General features: G+C 61.7%; 13 protein-coding genes, 1 pseudogene and 1 riboswitch. Of the genes and pseudogenes, 9 read left to right on the forward strand and 5 right to left on the reverse strand.

Going from position 1 to position 18,442, the window contains the following annotated elements; translation table 11 throughout:
• Window positions 1-239 precede the first annotated feature (239 nt).
• The 5 genes from ACK83U_RS15695 (at window position 240) to ACK83U_RS15715 (ending at window position 5,099) form a co-directional block, all read left to right on the forward strand.
• Window positions 240-1,265, forward strand: coding sequence for an aldose epimerase family protein (locus tag ACK83U_RS15695; RefSeq protein ID WP_112606752.1), 1,026 nt, complete (start codon window positions 240-242; stop codon window positions 1,263-1,265).
• A 123-nt stretch (window positions 1,266-1,388) separates the two neighbouring features.
• The gene (locus ACK83U_RS15700) at window positions 1,389-2,162 is read left to right on the forward strand and encodes a GntR family transcriptional regulator (RefSeq protein ID WP_112606754.1); all 774 of its coding nucleotides are present in this window, start codon (window positions 1,389-1,391) and stop codon (window positions 2,160-2,162) included.
• A complete protein-coding gene (locus tag ACK83U_RS15705; protein WP_112410969.1) occupies window positions 2,159-3,190 on the forward strand; it encodes an SIS domain-containing protein in 1,032 nt (343 codons plus the stop codon). Before ACK83U_RS15700 ends, ACK83U_RS15705 begins: the two co-directional genes overlap by 4 nt.
• On the forward strand, window positions 3,190-4,347 hold the full coding sequence (gene nagA, locus ACK83U_RS15710) for an N-acetylglucosamine-6-phosphate deacetylase (protein WP_112606756.1): 1,158 nt from the start codon (window positions 3,190-3,192) through the stop codon (window positions 4,345-4,347). The genes ACK83U_RS15705 and nagA overlap by 1 nt, the downstream gene beginning before the upstream one ends.
• A 23-nt stretch (window positions 4,348-4,370) precedes the next feature.
• On the forward strand, window positions 4,371-5,099 hold the full coding sequence (locus ACK83U_RS15715; protein WP_112607040.1) for an SIS domain-containing protein: 729 nt from the start codon (window positions 4,371-4,373) through the stop codon (window positions 5,097-5,099).
• A 112-nt stretch (window positions 5,100-5,211) separates the two neighbouring features.
• On the opposite strand, the pseudogene ACK83U_RS15720 reads toward ACK83U_RS15715, so the two are convergent.
• The 5 genes and pseudogenes from ACK83U_RS15720 to ACK83U_RS15740 all read right to left on the reverse strand — a co-directional run bounded on the left by ACK83U_RS15720 (window position 5,212) and on the right by ACK83U_RS15740 (window position 12,965).
• Window positions 5,212-8,387: pseudogene (locus ACK83U_RS15720) on the reverse strand (efflux RND transporter permease subunit).
• Entirely contained in the window at window positions 8,384-9,559 is a 1,176-nt protein-coding gene (locus ACK83U_RS15725) for an efflux RND transporter periplasmic adaptor subunit (RefSeq protein ID WP_412474860.1), read from the reverse strand. Before ACK83U_RS15725 ends, ACK83U_RS15720 begins: the two are co-directional and overlap by 4 nt.
• Window positions 9,560-9,879: 320 nt before the next feature.
• Window positions 9,880-11,709, reverse strand: a complete 1,830-nt coding sequence (locus tag ACK83U_RS15730) for an ABC-F family ATP-binding cassette domain-containing protein (protein WP_112606760.1) — start codon at window positions 11,707-11,709, stop codon at window positions 9,880-9,882.
• A 2-nt stretch (window positions 11,710-11,711) separates the two neighbouring features.
• Window positions 11,712-12,365, reverse strand: a complete 654-nt coding sequence (locus ACK83U_RS15735; RefSeq protein WP_112398117.1) for a thiamine diphosphokinase — start codon at window positions 12,363-12,365, stop codon at window positions 11,712-11,714.
• A gap of 72 nt (window positions 12,366-12,437) precedes the next feature.
• Window positions 12,438-12,965: a MarR family winged helix-turn-helix transcriptional regulator gene (locus ACK83U_RS15740; RefSeq protein ID WP_112336187.1), complete on the reverse strand. Its 528-nt coding sequence runs from the start codon at window positions 12,963-12,965 to the stop codon at window positions 12,438-12,440.
• 164 nt (window positions 12,966-13,129) lie between these two features.
• Here ACK83U_RS15740 and ACK83U_RS15745 point away from each other — a divergent pair, with 164 nt between their 5' ends.
• From ACK83U_RS15745 to ACK83U_RS15760, 4 genes are all read left to right on the forward strand, one after another.
• On the forward strand, window positions 13,130-14,665 hold the full coding sequence (locus ACK83U_RS15745; RefSeq protein ID WP_112606762.1) for an MDR family MFS transporter: 1,536 nt from the start codon (window positions 13,130-13,132) through the stop codon (window positions 14,663-14,665).
• A 70-nt stretch (window positions 14,666-14,735) separates the two neighbouring features.
• Window positions 14,736-14,852: riboswitch (TPP riboswitch) on the forward strand.
• Between the two features lie 85 nt (window positions 14,853-14,937).
• Window positions 14,938-15,930: a thiamine ABC transporter substrate binding subunit gene (thiB, locus tag ACK83U_RS15750; RefSeq protein ID WP_412474861.1), complete on the forward strand. Its 993-nt coding sequence runs from the start codon at window positions 14,938-14,940 to the stop codon at window positions 15,928-15,930.
• Window positions 15,931-15,937: 7 nt separating this feature from the next.
• A complete protein-coding gene (gene thiP, locus ACK83U_RS15755; RefSeq protein WP_112607044.1) occupies window positions 15,938-17,578 on the forward strand; it encodes a thiamine/thiamine pyrophosphate ABC transporter permease ThiP in 1,641 nt (546 codons plus the stop codon).
• On the forward strand, window positions 17,571-18,299 hold the full coding sequence (locus tag ACK83U_RS15760; protein ID WP_112606766.1) for an ATP-binding cassette domain-containing protein: 729 nt from the start codon (window positions 17,571-17,573) through the stop codon (window positions 18,297-18,299). Before thiP ends, ACK83U_RS15760 begins: the two co-directional genes overlap by 8 nt.
• The last annotated feature ends 143 nt before the right edge of the window (window positions 18,300-18,442 follow it).

Here is an 18,442-nt window from a genome sequence, read left to right on the forward strand (position 1 = left end):
GATTGTTGCTAAGCGAATATCCTCATCAGGCCCCAAATAGCCACTGATGATGAATCACCTGCCGTGCGCTCTGCACATTTACGGCGCAGTTTGGCGGTTCCGGAACCGATATGGAAAGCCAGAGCAAGTCTTGATCCCCCTCTGCTCACCTCTAAATTTCGCCATCGAACTGGTTGCGGAATGGCGCGAATGGGGGCAGGGTCTGGCCTCGCATACTCAAAAGCAATGGATGAGCTGATATGACGGAAAGCACTTTGCAGCGGGAACATTTTGGGACGACGGCCGATGGGGATACCGTCTATCGCGTCAAAATCGTCGGTGGCGGCCTGACCGCCCATATCATGTCCTGGGGGGCGGTCATCCAGGATCTGCGCCTTGACGGCCACGAGCCCTCGCTTCTGCTCGGCTTCGACAATTTCGCCGATTATCCCCTCCACTCCTCCTATTTCGGCGCCACGCCCGGCCGCTGCGCCAACCGCATCGGCGCTGGCCGCTTCACGCTCGACGGCAAGCATTATCAGCTGGAGCTCAATGAAAAGGGCGTCACCCATCTGCACGGCGGCAAGGACAATATCGCCAAGCGCAACTGGACCATCGTCGAGCACGATACCGACCGCGTCGTCCTGAAGATTGTCGATCCCGATGGCCGCGCCGGCTATCCCGGCAACTGCACGATCCAGGCGACCTATCGCGTGCATGGCAATGGCGAACTGTCGGTCACCTATGAATCGACCACCGATCAGCCGACGCTCGCCAATGTCTGCCAGCACGCCTATTTCAACCTCGACGGCCGCGACGATGCGCTCGGCCACGACATCATGATCGCCGCCGATCACTACACGCCGACCGATGACAAGCAGATACCGACAGGGGAAATCCGCTCCGTCGAAGGCACGGCCTTCGATTTCCGCGAGATGTCGCCGATGAAGCGCTTCGAAGGAGGCGAGCAGGCGCTCTACGACCATAATTTCTGCCTCTCTAGCGAACGCACCGCCAAGCGTTCCGTCGTGCTCGCCCGCAGCGTTAATTCCGGTGTCTCGCTCGAAGTGCGCACCACCGAGCCCGGCGTGCAGTTCTATGCCGGCTTCAAGCTCGATGTGCCGGTTCCAGGTCATGACGGCCGCAAGATCGGCCCGTTTGCCGGTTTCTGCCTGGAAACGCAGGTCTGGCCCGACGCCATCAACCACGAAGGCTTCCCCAATGCCGTGCTCCGCCCGGGCGAGGTATTGCGGCAGGAAACGGATTACATCTTCACCAAGAACTAGAGCCGGGCGTGCCTTGCTCACTTGAAAATCGGCCGGGCGTCCAAAGCGCCCGGCCGATTCTTTTTTGCACTGCGGACAGATTCATCTTGTGAATTGGTTCTAAATAGGTTCTATATGACGGCTATGGATAGAACCAGTTTGATCGCCGAACTGACCAATCGCGGCCTCAGCGACGGGGCTGGTAGCGGCCCGCTATACAAGCGCCTGGCACAAGCGCTGACGGGTCTGATCCAAGAGGGCCTACTGAAACCGGGCACGGCACTTCCGGGGGAGCGCGATCTCGCCAGCGCACTGGAAATCGGCCGCGTTACCGTGCGAACGGCCTATCGCGACCTGCTCACTTCAGGCGTCATCGAATCCCGCCACGGCAGCGGCACCTTCGTCTCGCAGCATGTGGAGCGCATCGAGCAGCCGCTCTGGCGGCTGTCCTCCTTTTCCGCAGACATGCGATCGCGCGGCCGCGAACCCGCAGCGCGCATCCTGTCCCGCACTGTTAGCGCGCCCGCGCCGGAGGAATCCTTCCTGCTCGGCCTCGGCCTTGATGAGCCCGTGTTGCGGCTCGATCGACTGCGTCTGGCGGATGGCCAGCCGCTCGCCATCGAGCGCGCCGTCGTTCCCATCAAGTTCCTGGGTGAGGAGGCCATATCCGAGGGATCGCTTTATGACGCCCTGGCCGCCAAAGGCTTCAAGCCCGTCCGCGCCCAGCAGAGGCTGACCGCCGTGACGCTCGACCCAACCTCCGCCTCGATCCTGACCGTGAAGGCCGGAGCGCCCGCGCTTCTGATCGAGCGTGTCTCCCGCCTCGCGGACCAGCGCGTTGTTGAATATACCCGCTCGCATTACCGCGGCGATGCCTATGATTTTGTTGCTGAATTGAGAATTGGAGATGACCTATGAGCGAGACCCAATCCCTGATGCTGACGGAAGCCGGCCAATCGCCTGAGGTGGTTGCGACGCTGCTTGAAAAAGAAAAGCCTGCTTTTGCCGAGATCGCGAAGCTCTTCTCGACCGGTCGCCCATCCCTGATCACGACGGCCGCGCGCGGCTCGTCCGACCACGCCGCCACCTTCTTCAAATATCTCTTCGAAATCTCCTGCGGTATCCCGGTCGCTTCCGTCGGCCCGTCGATCGCTTCTGTTTATGGCGCTCCGCTGCACCTGAAGGGCGGCATTCACTTCACGGTCTCCCAGTCCGGCGGCAGCCCCGATATCATCGCCATGCAGGCCGCCGCAAAGAAGGGTGGCGCAACGACGATCGCCGTCGTCAACGTCACCGACAGTCCGCTCGCCAAGGAAGCCGACATCGTGCTCGGCCTGAACGCCGGCAAGGAACAGAGCGTCGCCGCGACCAAATCCTTCATCGCCTCGGTTGCCGCTCTTGCCGGTGTCACGGCTGCAGTGTCGCAGGACAAGGCGCTGATCGATGGTCTTGCCAAGCTGCCGGAGGCGCTTGCCGCGACCTCGGGCATCGACGGCAGGGCGGCCGAAGATGTGCTCTTCGACGCCTCCTCGCTCTATACCGGCGGCCGCGGCCCGGCTTTCGCCATTGCGCTCGAAGCGGCCTTGAAGGCCAAGGAAACCGCCGGCCTTCATGCCGAAGCCTTCTCGCTCGCCGAACTCATGCACGGGCCGATGCGCCTCGTACAGCCGGGCTTCCCGATCGTCGCCTTTTCGCCCGACGACGCAGCCTTCGCTAACAATGCCAAGGCGCTGGAACGGCTCCAGAAGCTCGGCGCCACCGCCGTCTCCTTCTCGACCGCGCCGCTTGCCGGCATCAACCTGCGCATGCCGACGACAGGCAACGGCCTGCTCGACCCGCTCGTGTCGCTGCTGTGCTACTATCGCCTCATCGAGTCGGTGACCCGCCGCAAGGGCTTCGACCCGGATAAGCCGGCTAATCTTCTCAAGGTAACGGAGACCATGTGATGGACTACAAGGTCTTTACCGGCGCCCGCATCTTCGATGGCGACCGGTTTCACGAGGATAGCGCGTTGGTGATCGGCAATGGCCGCATCCATGCCATCACCGGTATCAACGATGTGCCCGATAATGCCGAAACCATTCAGCTGAAGGGCGGCGTTCTCTCTCCGGGCTTCATCGACGCGCAGGTCAACGGCGGCGGCGGCCGCATGCTGAATGACGAGCCCTCGCCGGCGTCCATGTACATGATCGCCGAAGGGCATCGCCCTTACGGCACGACATCGGTGCTGCCGACGCTGATAACCGATGTCGCAGCCGCAACGACGGCGGCGATCGAAGCGGCCGTCGAGGCCGTAAAAGCTAATCGCGGCGTCGCCGGCCTGCATCTGGAAGGCCCGCATCTGGCACCGGCCCGCAAGGGTGCGCATCTGGCCGAACTGATGCGTCCGGTCGAAGACAGCGACGTCAAGACTTTCATCCGCGCCCGCGAGGCGATCGGCACGCTGCTGGTCACCATGGCGGCCGAACAGGTAACGGAGCGGCAGGTGCAGGCGCTCGCCGAAGGCGGCGTCATCGTCAGCATCGGCCATAGCGATTGCACGGCTGAAGCCGCCGATGCGCGCTTCGATGCCGGTGCCCGCGGCGTCACCCACCTTTTCAATGCCATGAGCCAGATGGGCCATCGTGCGCCCGGCCTCGTCGGTGCAGCGATCGACCATCCCGCCCCCTGGTGCGGCATCATCGCAGATGGTCATCACGTCGAGCCGACGGCGCTCAGGGTTGCACTGCGCGCGAAACGCGGTGAGGGCCGTCTGTTCTTCGTCACCGATGCCATGTCGCTCGTCGGCACCGATCTTCCGAGTTTCACGCTGAATGGCCGCACGGTCTATCGCACCCAGGGCGGCTATTGCTCCAAGCTGACGCTCGATGATGGCACGCTGGCAGGCTCGGATGTCGATATGGCCTCGACCATTCGCTATGGCGTCAATATTCTCGAGCTGCCATTGGCTGAAGCCCTGCGCATGGCGACCTCCTACCCTGCCCGCTTCCTCCGGCTTGCCGATCGCGGCCATTTGGCGCCGGGAATGCGTGCCGATCTCGTTCACATAAACGACGGCATCGAAGTCACGGAAACATGGATCTCAGGTCAAGCTTCGGCCTGACACAGCGTATGAGGAAGCTCGGCATGAGCGCAGTCACGGACAACTATTTCTCTGCTCTCATTGGTCGGTTGGAGACCCTGCGCGAAACGCTGGCGGAGCCCATGTCCAAGGCTTCGGCTGCCATCTGTGCCGCCGCACGCGCCGACCGCCGCGTCTATGTCTTCGGCACCGGCCATTCGCACATGCTGGCCGAAGAGGTGCATTATCGCGCCGGCGGCCTCGCCTTCACCATTCCCGTGCTCGTGGGCTCCGCCATGCTGCATGAAGGCGCCGTCATCAGTTCGGTCTATGAACGCACCGAAGGCCTTATCCGCCCAGTCTTCGAGCGCTATGGCATGCAGCCGGGCGACGTGCTGATCATCGCCTCTAATTCCGGCGTCAACGCAGCACCGATCGAGGCGGCGGATTATGGCCGCGAGATCGGCGCAACGGTCATCGCCATCACGTCGCTCGCTTATTCGGCCGCCATCGCCAATGGACGCAGAAAGCTCGCCGATATCGCCGATATCGTGCTGGACAACGGCCTGCCGCCCGGTGACGCGATGATAGAGCTGTCGGGTACGGAGCTGAAGGTCGGGCCAGCCTCAACAGCCGTCGGCGCGACGGTGCTGAACGCCATCTTCGCTGATGTCGCCGCCGAACTCTGTAAAGATGGCAATCCACCCGTCTACCTCAGCGCCAACATGCCAGGCGCCAAGGAAACCAATCAGCGGCTGGTCAAGAAATATAGGCCGCGCAATCCGCATCTCTAAAGCAATCAGCGAAAAAGCATCGAACCGCTTTGCGTCTGGCATCGCCTGAAAGCAGCCAGATAAAGAGGCCGAGCGGTTCCCGTGAAACGCTCGGCCTCTCCTCTGTTAGATATCATTGTGCTGCGGCATCTGTGGCCGAGGGCTCCTGCGCGGCTTCCGCCTGCTTGCGCCGCCTGCGCAGGACGACATAAAAGACCGGCGTGAGGAACAGGCCGAACAGCGTAACGCCCAGCATGCCGGAGAAGACGGCGGTACCGAGGGACTGGCGCATTTCCGCGCCAGGGCCTGTCGCAACCATCAGCGGCACGACGCCGAAGATGAAGGCGAAGGCCGTCATCAGGATCGGACGCAGACGTAGGTGGCTGGCCTCGATGGCCGCCTCGACGGCGCTCTTTCCCTCTGCCTGCGCCTGCCGGGCAAATTCTACGATCAGGATTGCGTTCTTGGCCGCAAGGCCGATCAGCACGATTAGCCCGATCTGCGTCAGGATATTGTTGTCCATTCCTCTCAGATGCACGCCGATCAGCGCCGCCAGTACCGCCAGCGGCACGATGAGGATGATCGCAAGCGGCAGGATCCAGCTTTCATACTGCGCCGACAGCGCCAGGAAGACGAAGATGACCGATAGGGCGAAAATATAGATCGCCGTATTGCCGGTATGCTTTTCCTGATAGGCGAGTTCGGTCCATTCGAAGGTCGTGCCCGAGGGCAAGAGGTTCTTGGCCAGCCCCTCCATGGTGTCGAGTGCCGTACCCGTGGAAACCCCCGGCCCCGGATTGCCCTGCAGGGGGACCGAGACATACATGTTGTAGCGCTGGACGAGCGCCGGCCCGGTCGTGTCGCGGATATCGACCAGCGTGCCGAGCGGCACCAGCGCGCCCGTCGCCGAGCGCACCTTCAGCGCCAGAATGTCCTCGCGATCCATGCGATATTGCTGATCGGCCTGCGCCCGCACCTGGTAGACGCGGCCGAAGGCGTTGAAGTCGTTGACATAGGATGTGCCGAGGTTGATCGACAGCGTCTCGAAGATATTCGGGATCGGCACATTGAGTGCGCGCGCCTTATCACGGTCGATGCCAGGAAATATTGCGGGCTGTTGGCGGAGAAGGTGGTGAAGACGCCGCTGACGCCCTTGTTCTGTGCGGCAGCGCCCATCATCTGATAGGCGAGCGGCAGGATGCGGCGCATGTCCGGATTTTCCCGGTCCATGATCTGCATCTTGAAGCCGCCGGAATTGCCGACGCCGCGGATCGAAGGCGGCGGAATGGCGATAATGAAGGCTTCCTGGATACCTTGCAGGCTGCCGAAGAGCTGGCCGATGATCTTGGTCGCCGAATCTCCGGTTTTCAACCGTTCCTCGAATGGCTTGAACGGCGTGAAGATGACACCCGAATTCGAGGCATTGGTGAAAGTCGCACCATTGAAGCCGGCGAAGGCGACGGCATTGGCGATACCAGGCGTCTTGCTGATGATATCGGTCGCCTTCTGGATGACGGCATTGGTGCGCGCAAGCGACGCGCCGTCAGGCAGTTGCACGACGACAATGGCATAGCCCTGATCCATGGTTGGAACGAAGCCTTGCGGGACGATCCTGCCCATATACCAGGTTCCCGCGAGCAACCCTGCGAAGACGAGAAGTGCACAGGCAAGCGCCGCCCAGGTCGTCACAAGGTGCCGGATGATCCACGAATAGCCGCTGCTCATCCGCTCGAAGCCGCGGTTGAACCCATCGCCTAGCCCACGGCCGAAGCGCGCGAAGATGTTGTTGGATTTCTTGTGGCTATGCGGCCGCAGCACGATCGCGGCGATCGCCGGCGAGAGCGTCAGCGAGTTCAGGCACGAAATCGCCGTCGCGACCGAAATCGTCACCGCGAACTGCCGGTAGAATTGGCCTGAGATGCCGGGGATAAAGGCTGTCGGCACGAAGACGGCGATTAGCACCAGCGAGATTGCCAGAACCGCCGTACCCACCTCGTTCATCGTCACATGCGACGCCTCTTTTGGCGTCATGCCGAGCGCGAGGTTTCGCTCGACATTCTCAACGACAACGATCGCGTCATCGACGACAATGCCGATGGCGAGCACCAGGCCGAACAGCGTCAGCATGTTCAGCGAGAAGCCGAAAGCCAGCAGGAAGGCGAAGGTACCGATCAGCGATACCGGTATGGCGACAATTGGAATGATCGCCGTCCGCCAGGACTGGAGGAAGACCAGCACGACGATGGCAACGAGGATAGCTGCCTCGAAGATCGTCTTGTAGACCTCATGGATGGATTCGGCGATGAACTCCGTGGGGTTATAGATGATGCGATATTCGAGCCCCTGCGGGAAATCCTGCGCCAGGCTTTCCATCGTCTTTTGAATATCGGCGGCGGCATCGAGCGCGTTCGTGCCCGGGCGTGCGAAGACGCCGAGCGCCACCGCCGGGCTGCCGTTCAGATAGCTGTTGGTGACGTAGTCCTGCGCGCCGAGCTCGATGCGGGCGACATCCTGCAGCTGCACGAGACGACCGTTGCCCGTCGCCTTCACGATGACATAGCGGAATTGCCGCGCATCGGAAAAACGCCCCTGCGTGGTGACGGTATATTGGAACGCGTTGGTGCCGGACACCGGTGGCCCGCCAATCGTACCGCCGGAAACCTGCACGTTCTGATCGCGAAGCGCCTGAACGATGTCGCCGGCGGTCATGCCGTAGGCGGCGAGCTTTTCTGGATCCAGCCAGATGCGCAGCGAATATTGGCGCTCGCCGAAGAGTTGGACGTCGCCGACGCCATCGAGACGAACGAGAAGATCGCGGATGCGCGTACGGGCATAGTTGGAAATATAGAGCTGGTCGTAGCGATTGTTCGGCGAGAGGAGATGCACAACCATCATCAGGTCGGGCGAGCTCTTGACCGTCGTGATGCCGATGCGGCGGACATCATCGGGCAGTCGCGGTTCGGCAATGGCGACGCGGTTCTGCACCAGCACCTGTGCCTTGTCGAGATCGGTGCCGAGCTTGAAAGTGATCGTCAGCGCCATGGAGCCGTCAGCGCTGGAATAGGAGGACATATAGAGCATGTCCTCGACGCCGTTGATTTCCTGTTCGATCGGCGTCGCCACCGTATCGGCTATGGTCTGCGCGTCGGCACCCGGATAGGAGGTACGCACAACGATGGTCGGCGGCGCGACTTCGGGATATTGCGCCACCGGCAGCTGGAAATAGGCGATGCCGCCGACGATCAGCAGCACGATGGATAGGACCGATGCAAAGATCGGCCGATCGACGAAGAAGTGGGAAAACCTCATTGGCTCGTCCCCTGTGCATCGGCCTGGGCCGGCGGCTCGTCATTCGTCGCCTGCTGCGGCAGCTCGATCAGCTGGGGCGTCACCTTGACGCCGGGCCGGATACGCATCAGCCCGTTGACGACAATGGTCTCGTCGCCGCTCATGCCGTCGCGGATGACGCGATAGCCATAGAGCTTCGGCCCGAGACGCACGGATTTCGGCGTGATGTTGCCGGCGGTATCGACGGTATAGACGACGCGCTGGTTCTGATCCGAACCGATGGCTTCATCCGGCACGAGGATCGCCTTGTAGCTGTTGGACCCCTGCACCTGAATACGTCCGAAAAGGCCGGGTTGCAGAACGAGATTGGGATTGGGAAAGCGGGCACGGACGCGGATCGTTCCGGTCTCGTTGTCGACACGGTTTTCCGCGAAATCGAGCTTGCCCTTGAAGGGCTTCTGCTTGGAATCGGCAATCGTCACGGTCACATCGAGACCGCCACCGCCCTGCTGCAGGGCGCTGCCATTCTTGCGGGCCTCGTCAGCGTAGGAGAGCAGCCGGCGCTCATCGACATCGAAATAGAAATCGATGGGATCGAGCGACACAATGGTCGTCAGCACGGTCTGATCAGCCTGTACGAGATTGCCGACCGAGATCAGCCGCCGGTCGATACGGCCGCTGAGCGGCGCGGTAATCCTGGTGAAATCCATGTCCAGATTGGCGCGATCGACCGTCGCCTGCGCACCGCGCACATTCGCCTGCGCCGAAATGAGATCGCGGCGTCGATCATCGAGCGTCGAAGCCGACTGGCTGCCCGTCGTCGACAGGGATTCCGCCCGCTTATATTGCGCATCAGCAAGCGTCAGCGACGATTTTGCCACTTCCAGCGAGGCGGTCGCCTCGTTCAGCGTGGTGATGAAGGGCCGCTGGTCGATGACAAAAAGTAGATCTCCCTGCTTGACGATCGCGCCGTCCTGGAAATGCACCTCCTGCAGGTAACCGCCGACCCGCGAGCGCACGGAAACCTCATCGACCGCCTGGAAGCGCCCGATGAACTCGTCGCTATCGACGACATCGCGAACGACAGGTTTGGCGACCGTAACGGGCGGTGCCGGCGGCGCACCCTGCGCAAGCGCCTGGGCACTCGATAAAACGGCAATAACACAGCTCAACAAGACGGCACGCGGCAGCATCGGCATGAAGCACCCCTTGAAAAACCGCATGCGGCAGCAGGCGCCGTCATTACGGTACGCTCACGAAATTTGTCTGCAACTTTCCGCGAAGAACCTGTCGCCATCAGGCGCGGTGAAACCAGGTCGCTTCGCACTTCCCCAACATGCGCCACGGGCCGCGCCGGCCCGGGGGTATCAACCGGAGCGTGGTCCGGCAACATGCGTTTATGTATAAACGGTTTATCGGATTCGACAACAGGGAATGAACCGCCAGCGATCGAGCGCAACCGATTGTTTTTACTGGATAGTAAAGACGCGCATAGGATGAGCCGATAGAAACATCAGCCCTCCAGCTCCTCGCGCAGCATTTCGAGCTCCAGCCATTCCTCTTCCATCTTGATCAGGCTTTCGCGCAGCTTTTCCATTTCCGCCGCAAGGCGGTTGAAGGTTGTGGGATCCTTGGAAAAGAGGTTCGGATCGGCCATTTTCTTTTCGCGCGCGGCAATCTCGGCTTCCGCCTTCGCCATTTCCTTCGGCAGGTTTTCGAGCGCAAATTTCTGCTTGTAGGAAAGTTTGCCCTTTCCCTTCGAGCTCTCGCCGGCCGGCGCTGTAGCTTCGGCCAATTTCGGCTTTTCGGCTGCTTTTTCCGCCCGCTTGCGCTCCTCGATTGCCCCCTTGCGCTGAGCGAGCATGTCGGAATAGCCGCCGGCATATTCGATCCAGCGCCCGTCGGGCTCTTCCGGATCGGCGGGCGCGATCGTCGAGGTCACGGTACGGTCGAGGAAATCGCGATCGTGGCTGACGAGGATGACCGTACCGGCAAAGCCGGAGACGATTTCCTGCAGCAGGTCGAGCGTCTCGATGTCGAGATCGTTCGTCGGTTCGTCGAGGATCAAAAGATTGGTCGGCCGCGACAGGATACGGGCCAGCATCAGCCGCGCGCGTTCGCCGCCGGAGAGGTTCCTGATCGGCGTGCGCGCCTGCTCCGGCTGGAACAGGAATTCCTTCATATAGCCGGTCACATGCCGCTGCTCACCATTGACGAGCAGGTTCTCGCCGCGACCGTCGGTCAGATAGTTGGCGAGCGTATCTTCCGGGTTCAGCTCCTCGCGCTTCTGGTCGAGGGTGGCGATTTCCAGATTGGTGCCGAGCTTTACAGTGCCGCTATCCGGCTCCAGCTGCCCGGTCAGCATCTTCAGAAGCGTCGTCTTGCCGGCGCCGTTCGGGCCGACGAGGCCGATGCAATCGCCGCGATGTACGCGGATCGAGAACGGCGCGACGATGACCCGCTCATTATAGGACTTGGTGATCTTGTCCGCCTCGATCACCAGCTTGCCGCTTTCCTGCGCATCGGAAGCAGCCGCCTGTACCGTGCCCAAAGCGCCTTTGTGACCGCGATAGCGCGAGCGCATATCCTGTAATTCGCCGAGCCGGCGCATGTTGCGCTTGCGCCGCGCCGTCACGCCGTAGCGCAGCCAGTGCTCTTCGCGCTCGATCTGCTTGCCGAGCTTGTGCTGCTCCAGCTCTTCGGCTTCCAGCACCTGGTCGCGCCAGGCTTCGAAATGGCCAAAGCCCCTGTCCAGACGACGCGAAGTGCCGCGATCGAGCCAGACGGTCGCGGTCGAAACCTTCTCCAGGAAACGCCGGTCGTGCGAGATCAGAACGAGCGCGCTGCGGCTCTTCTGCAGCTCGCCTTCCAGCCATTCGATGGTCGGCAAGTCCAAATGGTTCGTCGGCTCGTCGAGCAGCAGGATATCCGGTTCGGGCGCCAGAACGCGCGCCAGTGCCGCGCGGCGCGCTTCACCGCCGGAAAGGTTCTTCGGATCCTCTTCGCCGGTCAGGCCGAGATGAGAGAGCAGATAGGTGACGCGATAGGGATCATCGCCAGGCCCAAGACCGGCCTCGGCATAGGCCGCCACCGTCTTGTAACCGGCAAAATCAGGTGCCTGCTCAAGATAGCGCACGGTCGACGACGGATGACGGAAGACTTCGCCCGATTGCGCTTCGACGAGACCGGCGGCGATCTTCAACAGCGTCGACTTGCCGGAACCATTGCGTCCGACAAGGCAGATCTTGTCGCCCGGCTCCACCTGCAGGCCGGCACCGGCGAGCAACGGCGCACCGCCGAAGCTCAGAAAGATGTCGTCGAGTTTCAGAATGGGAGGGGCCAAGATCAGACTCCGGAAAGGTCATAAGGGCGGGCAAGAACAATGGCCCTGCCGCTGCCGAGCGAAAAGCGCACATCGCCTTCCGCCACGTTGGAAATGGTGCGCGACGCGCCGAAGGGCAAATGAAAATCGCGCAAGGGGTAACGGGCATTGTCGATGAAAAGGCCCGCCAGATCGCTGAAACCAAGAACGGAGAACAGCGAGCCAGCCGGCAGTGCCAGCGTGAGATCGCCTGACGGAAGCGGCACCGCCTCCTCGTCACCCGACGTCAGCAGCACGTCGAAGCCTTTTTCGGCGAGCTGGATACCATAAAGCAGGTGCTGGATCGCATGATCGGAGCGTTCGCCGCCCATGGCGCCCGCCAGGATCAGTCTCGTGGCGCCGCGATCGATCGCTTCCGAGACGGCGATCTCGCCGTCGGTCGCAGCCTTCGCCGCCGGATAGGGCTGCCTGGGCACATTCGGAAAGGCTCCCTGCAGATCGGCAGGCGTGGAATCAAAATCGCCAACCCACAGCTCCGGTTCCACCCCAATCGCAAGGGCATGGCGCATGCCGCCGTCAGCCGCGATGAAGCGGCTGCCGGAAACCGCGGCGCGCAATCGCTCCGTCAGGCGAAGCTCGCCGCCGAGCAGGATGGTGAAGGTGGTGGACTGGCTCATGAGGCAAGCCCATAGCGCAAAGTCATATCCCTAGGGAAGAGCGCCGTTACCGGAACGGTGCGGCCAAGCCGATCATTCGGTTGTTTCCTTCATGGCGGCCTGGACAACACGTTCATAGCCGCTGACATAACGATCGAAGAGAAACGAAAAGCTCTCGATGTCTTCGGGCGACCAATCGGCAAAGATGCTTCCGATAACGGCGTATTTCTGCACCTGGATTTCCGACAGCAAGCGCTGCCCGAGTGCGGTCAGCACCACGACGATACGCCGCGCGTCCGCCTGCGATGCCTTTCGCCGCAACACACCACGCGTCACCATGTCGGCAGTGATGCGGCTCGCGCGCGATGGATCGATTCGCAAGAGCTCGGCAATCGTGCCGACGGTCACTTCGCCCGTATCTTCCGCCCGCCGCACGACATCGAGCACATCGAGATGCGAAAGCTCAAGCCCCGGAGCCACGTGTTGAATGGCGAGCCTGCCGATCATGCGACGGCCGGTCAGCAAGCGCATGCGCATCATCGCCTGACCGATGCGCAGAAACTTCTCGTCTTCGGCCAGCGTCGGAACTTCGATATCTTTTGTATTCGGCGCAGATGTCATCCCTAAAGCATAGCAGAGGTCGGGACGAAACAAAACATGCAAATGGCATTCACCTGCCATTGACAATTATATGCTAATAGCACATATATTCACCCATGAAGACCGGGCGTCCCGCGCATTCGCTCGATAGCGCAGCGTTCCGGCCCAGTTCGGGTTCTTGCTCCATGGACATGCAGACAAGCTTCACACCGCTCGTGGCGGATCACAAACGGCGGCTTATTCTTTTCCTCTTTCTGATGACTGCCATGTTCATGGCAACGCTCGACAACCAGATCGTCTCGACGGCACTGCCGACGATCGTCGGCGAGTTCGGGCATCTGGATCGCTTCGGCTGGATCGGATCGGCCTATCTTCTCTCACTTTCCGCCGTCATGCCCGTCTACGGCAAGCTCGGTGATCTCTTCGGCCGCAAATATGTGATGATGACGGCGATCGCGATCTTCACGGTCGGCTCTGCCGTCTGCGGTCTAGCCGTCTCGATGGATACACTGATCGCCGCCCGCGTCCTTCAAGGCTTCGGCGGGGGCGGCATCATGGTCTCGATCTTCGCCGTCAACGCCGATCTTTTCGAGCCGCGCGAGCGTGCGCGCTACCAGAGCTATTCGAGCCTCGTGCTGATGGCGTCGGGCGCCATCGGCCCCGTTCTCGGCGGCACGATGAGCGATCTTTTCGGCTGGCGTTCGATCTTCCTCGTCAACGTGCCGATCGGCTTCATCGTGCTTGCCGGCCTGGCCTTCATGCTGCCCTACCGCAAGCCTGCCCGCCGTCCGAAGATCGATTATGCCGGCGCCATCGTCCTTGCCCTGACGACGACAAGCATTGTGCTTGCTGCCGACGGAAGCGAACTCTTCGGGTCGCTGCTATCGCCGCAATGCCTTGGTATTATTGCCTTCGGGGTGATCTGCGCCATCGCCTGGGTCTTCATAGAGCGCCGCGCGCCCGAGCCGATTGTGCCAATGACGCTGTTCCGCAATCCGACATTCGGCCTTCTGCTGATCCTCTCGATCACCAGCGGCGCCGTCGCCATCGGCATGGTCAATTACTTCGCGCTCTTCCTGCAGACGACGACAGGCCTTTCTCCCTCCATGGCCGGGCTGCTGTTCATTCTCCTGACCGGCGGCATCGTCTGCGGCTCGCTCTCCGCCGGCCGGCTGATCGCGGCCAAAGGCCGTTACAAGCCGTTTGCCGTCGCCAGCGCCAGCTGCAGCACCATCGCATTCGCCTCGCTCGCCTTCGTCCATGCCGGTACGCCCATCGTCCTCATTGGCGGCCTGATGCTGCTGCACGGCATCGGCATCGGCCTTGCCCAGCAGGTGCCCGTTATCGGCGTACAGAATGCAGCGGCTGCCCGCGACGTTGGCGCCGCGACCGGTGCCGTCACGCTGTCGCGCATGGGCGGCGCCTCCATTGCCATCTCCATTTACGGCGCCATCATCGCCGCCAAACTCGGCAATGTCGGCGTCTCCATATCCGGCGTACCGAACATCGAGGAGCTGACGCCCAAGATGATGGCCGCCTTGCCCGAGATTACCCGCGAGGCCGTCGCCAACGCCTATGCGAGCGCCTTCAGCCCGTTGTTCATAACGGCAGCCGGCATCTGCATGTTTGGTCTCTTGACCTCGCTGACACTGAAGAATGTGCAGCTCCCGGGTGCCGCGAAGAAATTCGAAAGCCCGGCGGTCGCGGAAGCTGCCGAGTAAATCCTTCCTGCTGCAATCGGCAAGGGAATCATTTCCCTTGTCATCCCTCCGTCACAAGGCTAAATCTGCCGACGCTCTAACGGGGTGCCTTATGTCCTTCAGGACATTTGGCTGAGAGGCTTTCACCGGCCAACCCGCGGAACCTGATCCGGCTAACACCGGCGGAGGGATTAGACGCGTGACGAAATCATAGCGCCCTTTCCCCTTCAAGACGAAACCAAAGTGGAGGCGCTGTCGTGCAAAACCGATCGCTATTGTCATTCTTCACCGGCCTGGCCCTTGCCGCCGGCGCAACGTTTTTTGCTTCTCAGACGGCTGAAGCAGCCGACAAGACCCTGACCATCTACACCTATGAAAGCTTCACCGCCGACTGGGGTCCTGGTGCCAAGGTCAAGGCAGCTTTCGAAAAGACCTGCGGCTGCACGGTCAACTACGTTGCCGTCACCGATGGCGTTGCACTTCTCTCCCGCCTCAAACTGGAAGGAACGGGTACCAAGGCCGATGTCGTTCTCGGTCTCGACACCAATCTTATCGACGAAGCCAAGGATACCGGCCTCTTCGACGCAAGCGGCGTCGACACCTCGGCCCTCAAGGTTCCCGGCGGTTTCAAGGACGACGTCTTCGTGCCCTACGACTACGGCCATTTCGCCGTGATCTATGACAGCCAGACCGTCAAGAACCCGCCCAAGAGCATGAAGGATCTCGTCGAAGGCGATCCCGCGCAGAAGATCGTCATCGAGGATCCGCGCACCTCGACGCCGGGTCTCGGCCTGCTGCTCTGGGTCAAGTCGATCTATGGCGACAAATCCGCCGATGCCTGGGCGAAGCTCAAAGGCCGCATCCTGACGGTCACCCCCGGCTGGTCGGAAGCCTATGACCTGTTCACCAAGGGCGAAGCGCCGATGGTGCTCTCCTACACGACGTCACCGGCCTATCACATGATCGAAGACAAGACCGATCGCTATCAGGCCGCCGCCTTCTCGGAAGGGCATTACATTCAGATCGAGGTCGCCGGCCTCATCAAGTCCTCGCCGAACAAGGAACTTGCCCGCGATTTCCTGAAATTCATGATCTCCACCGGCTTCCAAGACATCATTCCGACAAGCAACTGGATGATGCCGGTTTCCGCCACTTCTGAGCCGCTGCCGGATGCCTTCAGCAAGCTCGTGGTGCCGTCGAAGACCTTCCTGATGAGCCCTGCGGACGTCGACAAGAACCGTAAAGCCTGGATCGACGAATGGCTGACCGCCACCAGCGGCAACTGATGCCTTGATCATACTCACGGCACCCGAGCGAAGACGCGCTATTTCCGGCGGGGCGTTCAGCCTCGGCAGCATTGCGCTCTTCGTCGGGATCGCCGTTCTTGTTCTTCTCTCCGCCGGCATCGAATCCGGCAGCGACACCTCGCTCACAGACCCATATCTACTGCGCATCCTGCGCTTCACACTGCTGCAGGCGGTGCTTTCGACACTGCTCTCCATTGTGCTCGCCATTCCGGTCGCCCGCGCATTGGCGCGCCAGCCGCGCTTTCCCGGCCGGCTGTGGCTGATCCGACTGATGGCCGTGCCGATGGGCCTGCCGGTGCTGATCGGCGCGCTCGGCCTGCTCGGCATATGGGGCCGGCAGGGGCTCATCAATCAGGCGCTATCAGCACTCGGCCTGTCGCAGCCCGTCAGCATCTATGGCCTGGCCGGTATCCTGCTTGCGCATGTCTTCTTCAACATGCCGCTCGCCTGCCGACTGATGCTGGTCGGACTGGAGCGTGTGCCAGGGGAATATTGGCTCGTGGCCGGCGGGCTGGGCATGCAGCCCATCTCGGTCTTCCGCTTCATCGAATGGCCTATCCTGCGCGGCCTCGTTCCCGGCATCGCCGGCCTGATCTTCATGCTCTGCGCCACCAGCTTCACGCTGGTCCTGATCCTCGGCGGCGGTCCGGCCGCGACGACGCTGGAAGTGGCGATCTACCAGGCGCTCCGCTTCGATTTCGATCCCGGCCGCGCCGTGATGCTGTCGCTGCTGCAGATCGTCGTCACCCTGCTTGTGCTCGGCGTCATGACGCTGTTTCGAGCTCCCGACGATCACGGATTGACGGCCGGCCGGGCGCTGCGCCGCATCGATGGACAGGGGATGGCTGCGCGGTACGTCGATACTGCGCTGCTGGCGGCCGCGACGCTCTTTCTCGGCATGCCGCTTGCTGCGGTCGTCGTGACCGGCCTCAAGGCCAATCTTTTCAAGCTCGTCTCCCAGCCGATCTTCCTGCAGGCGGCAGTCACAAGTCTTGCAATCGCGCTTGCTGCGGGCCTTCTGGCCGTGCTGACATCCTTCGCGATCATTCGCGCCCGCTCGGTGATATCGGCGGATCGCCGAAAGTCCCTCGGCCTGTACGGCCTGGCGATCGCATTAGGCGCAAGCGCCTCCCTCATCCTGCTGGTGCCACCGATCGTGCTGGCAACCGGCTGGTTCCTGGCGCTCAGGCCATTGGGCGATCCTAGCCGCTTTGCGGCCGTCCTCATCATTGTCATCAATGCGCTGATGGCGCTGCCCTTCGTCATTCGCGTCATCGAGCCGGCCTATACGGTCCATGTCAGCCGCACCGGGCGGCTGGTGGCAAGCCTCGGCCTTGACGGCATTGCGCGCCTGCGCGTGGTCGATTGGCCGGGTCTGCGCAAACCGCTCTTCACGGCGCTCTCCTTCGCCATGGCCCTGTCACTCGGCGATCTCGGCGCCGTCGCACTCTTCGGCTCCGACAGCCTGATGACCCTGCCCTGGCTGGTCTACAGCAAGCTCGGTAGCTACCGCACCAACGACGCCGACGGATATGCCTTGATACTCGGCCTGGTATGCCTTCTCCTGACCATAGCCGGAACCGCGGGCCAAGGCGTCCCGGATGACGAAAGCAGACGAAATGACTGACAGCAGCATCATGAAGGCAGAAGGCATCAGCATGGAACGGGTCGAACTGCGCCTCGGCACGCATGACTTCCGCTTCGATTGCGCATTGCCGCAGGGTAAGATCATCGCCATTGCCGGGCCGTCAGGGTCGGGCAAATCCACCTTTCTCAATTTACTGGCCGGCTTCGAACAGCCTGACCGCGGCCGTATCCTGCTCGCCGGACAGGACGTGAGCCGCCTGCATCCCGCCGAACGGCCGATGTCTCTCGTCTTCCAGGACAACAACCTCTTCGCTCATCTCGATCTCTTCACCAATGTCGGCCTTGGCATCAGCCCGTCATTGAGGCTTTCGAAGGAGGATCGGCAAAAGGTCTCGGAGGCTTTGGCGCGGGTCGGACTAGCCGGTTTTGAAAAGCGCAAGCCGGGAACGCTTTCCGGTGGCGAGCGCCAGCGCGCCGCTTTCGCTCGGGCTCTGGTGCGCGACAAGCCAATCCTGTTGCTGGACGAGCCTTTCGCCGCGCTCGATCCCGGCCTGCGCTCCGGCATGGTCGAACTTCTGAAAATTCTGCATCGCGAAACCGGCAATACGGTGCTGATCGTCTCGCATGACCCGGCCGAAGTGCGGCGCCTTGCCGACCACGCCGTCTTCATCGACGGCGGCACGATCAAGCTTACCGCGCCCATCGAAACCTTCCTGCAGGCGGGCGGGATTCCGGCATTGACCACATTTCTGCAACATTGATTGTGTCATGGCAGCTTGCCGCCGGCTTTGCCTTAATTTCGTCTAGCGAAGCGGCTGAAAGTCCTCGGAAATGCTTGCTAAAATACAACGCTGCCATATTTAAACGGAGTCTCGCTATGCAACCGGTGCCAAAATCGGCTACA

Origin of the sequence: Rhizobium sp. WW22, assembly GCF_047041135.1 — a bacterium.
Classification (GTDB): Bacteria; Pseudomonadota; Alphaproteobacteria; order Rhizobiales; family Rhizobiaceae; genus Rhizobium.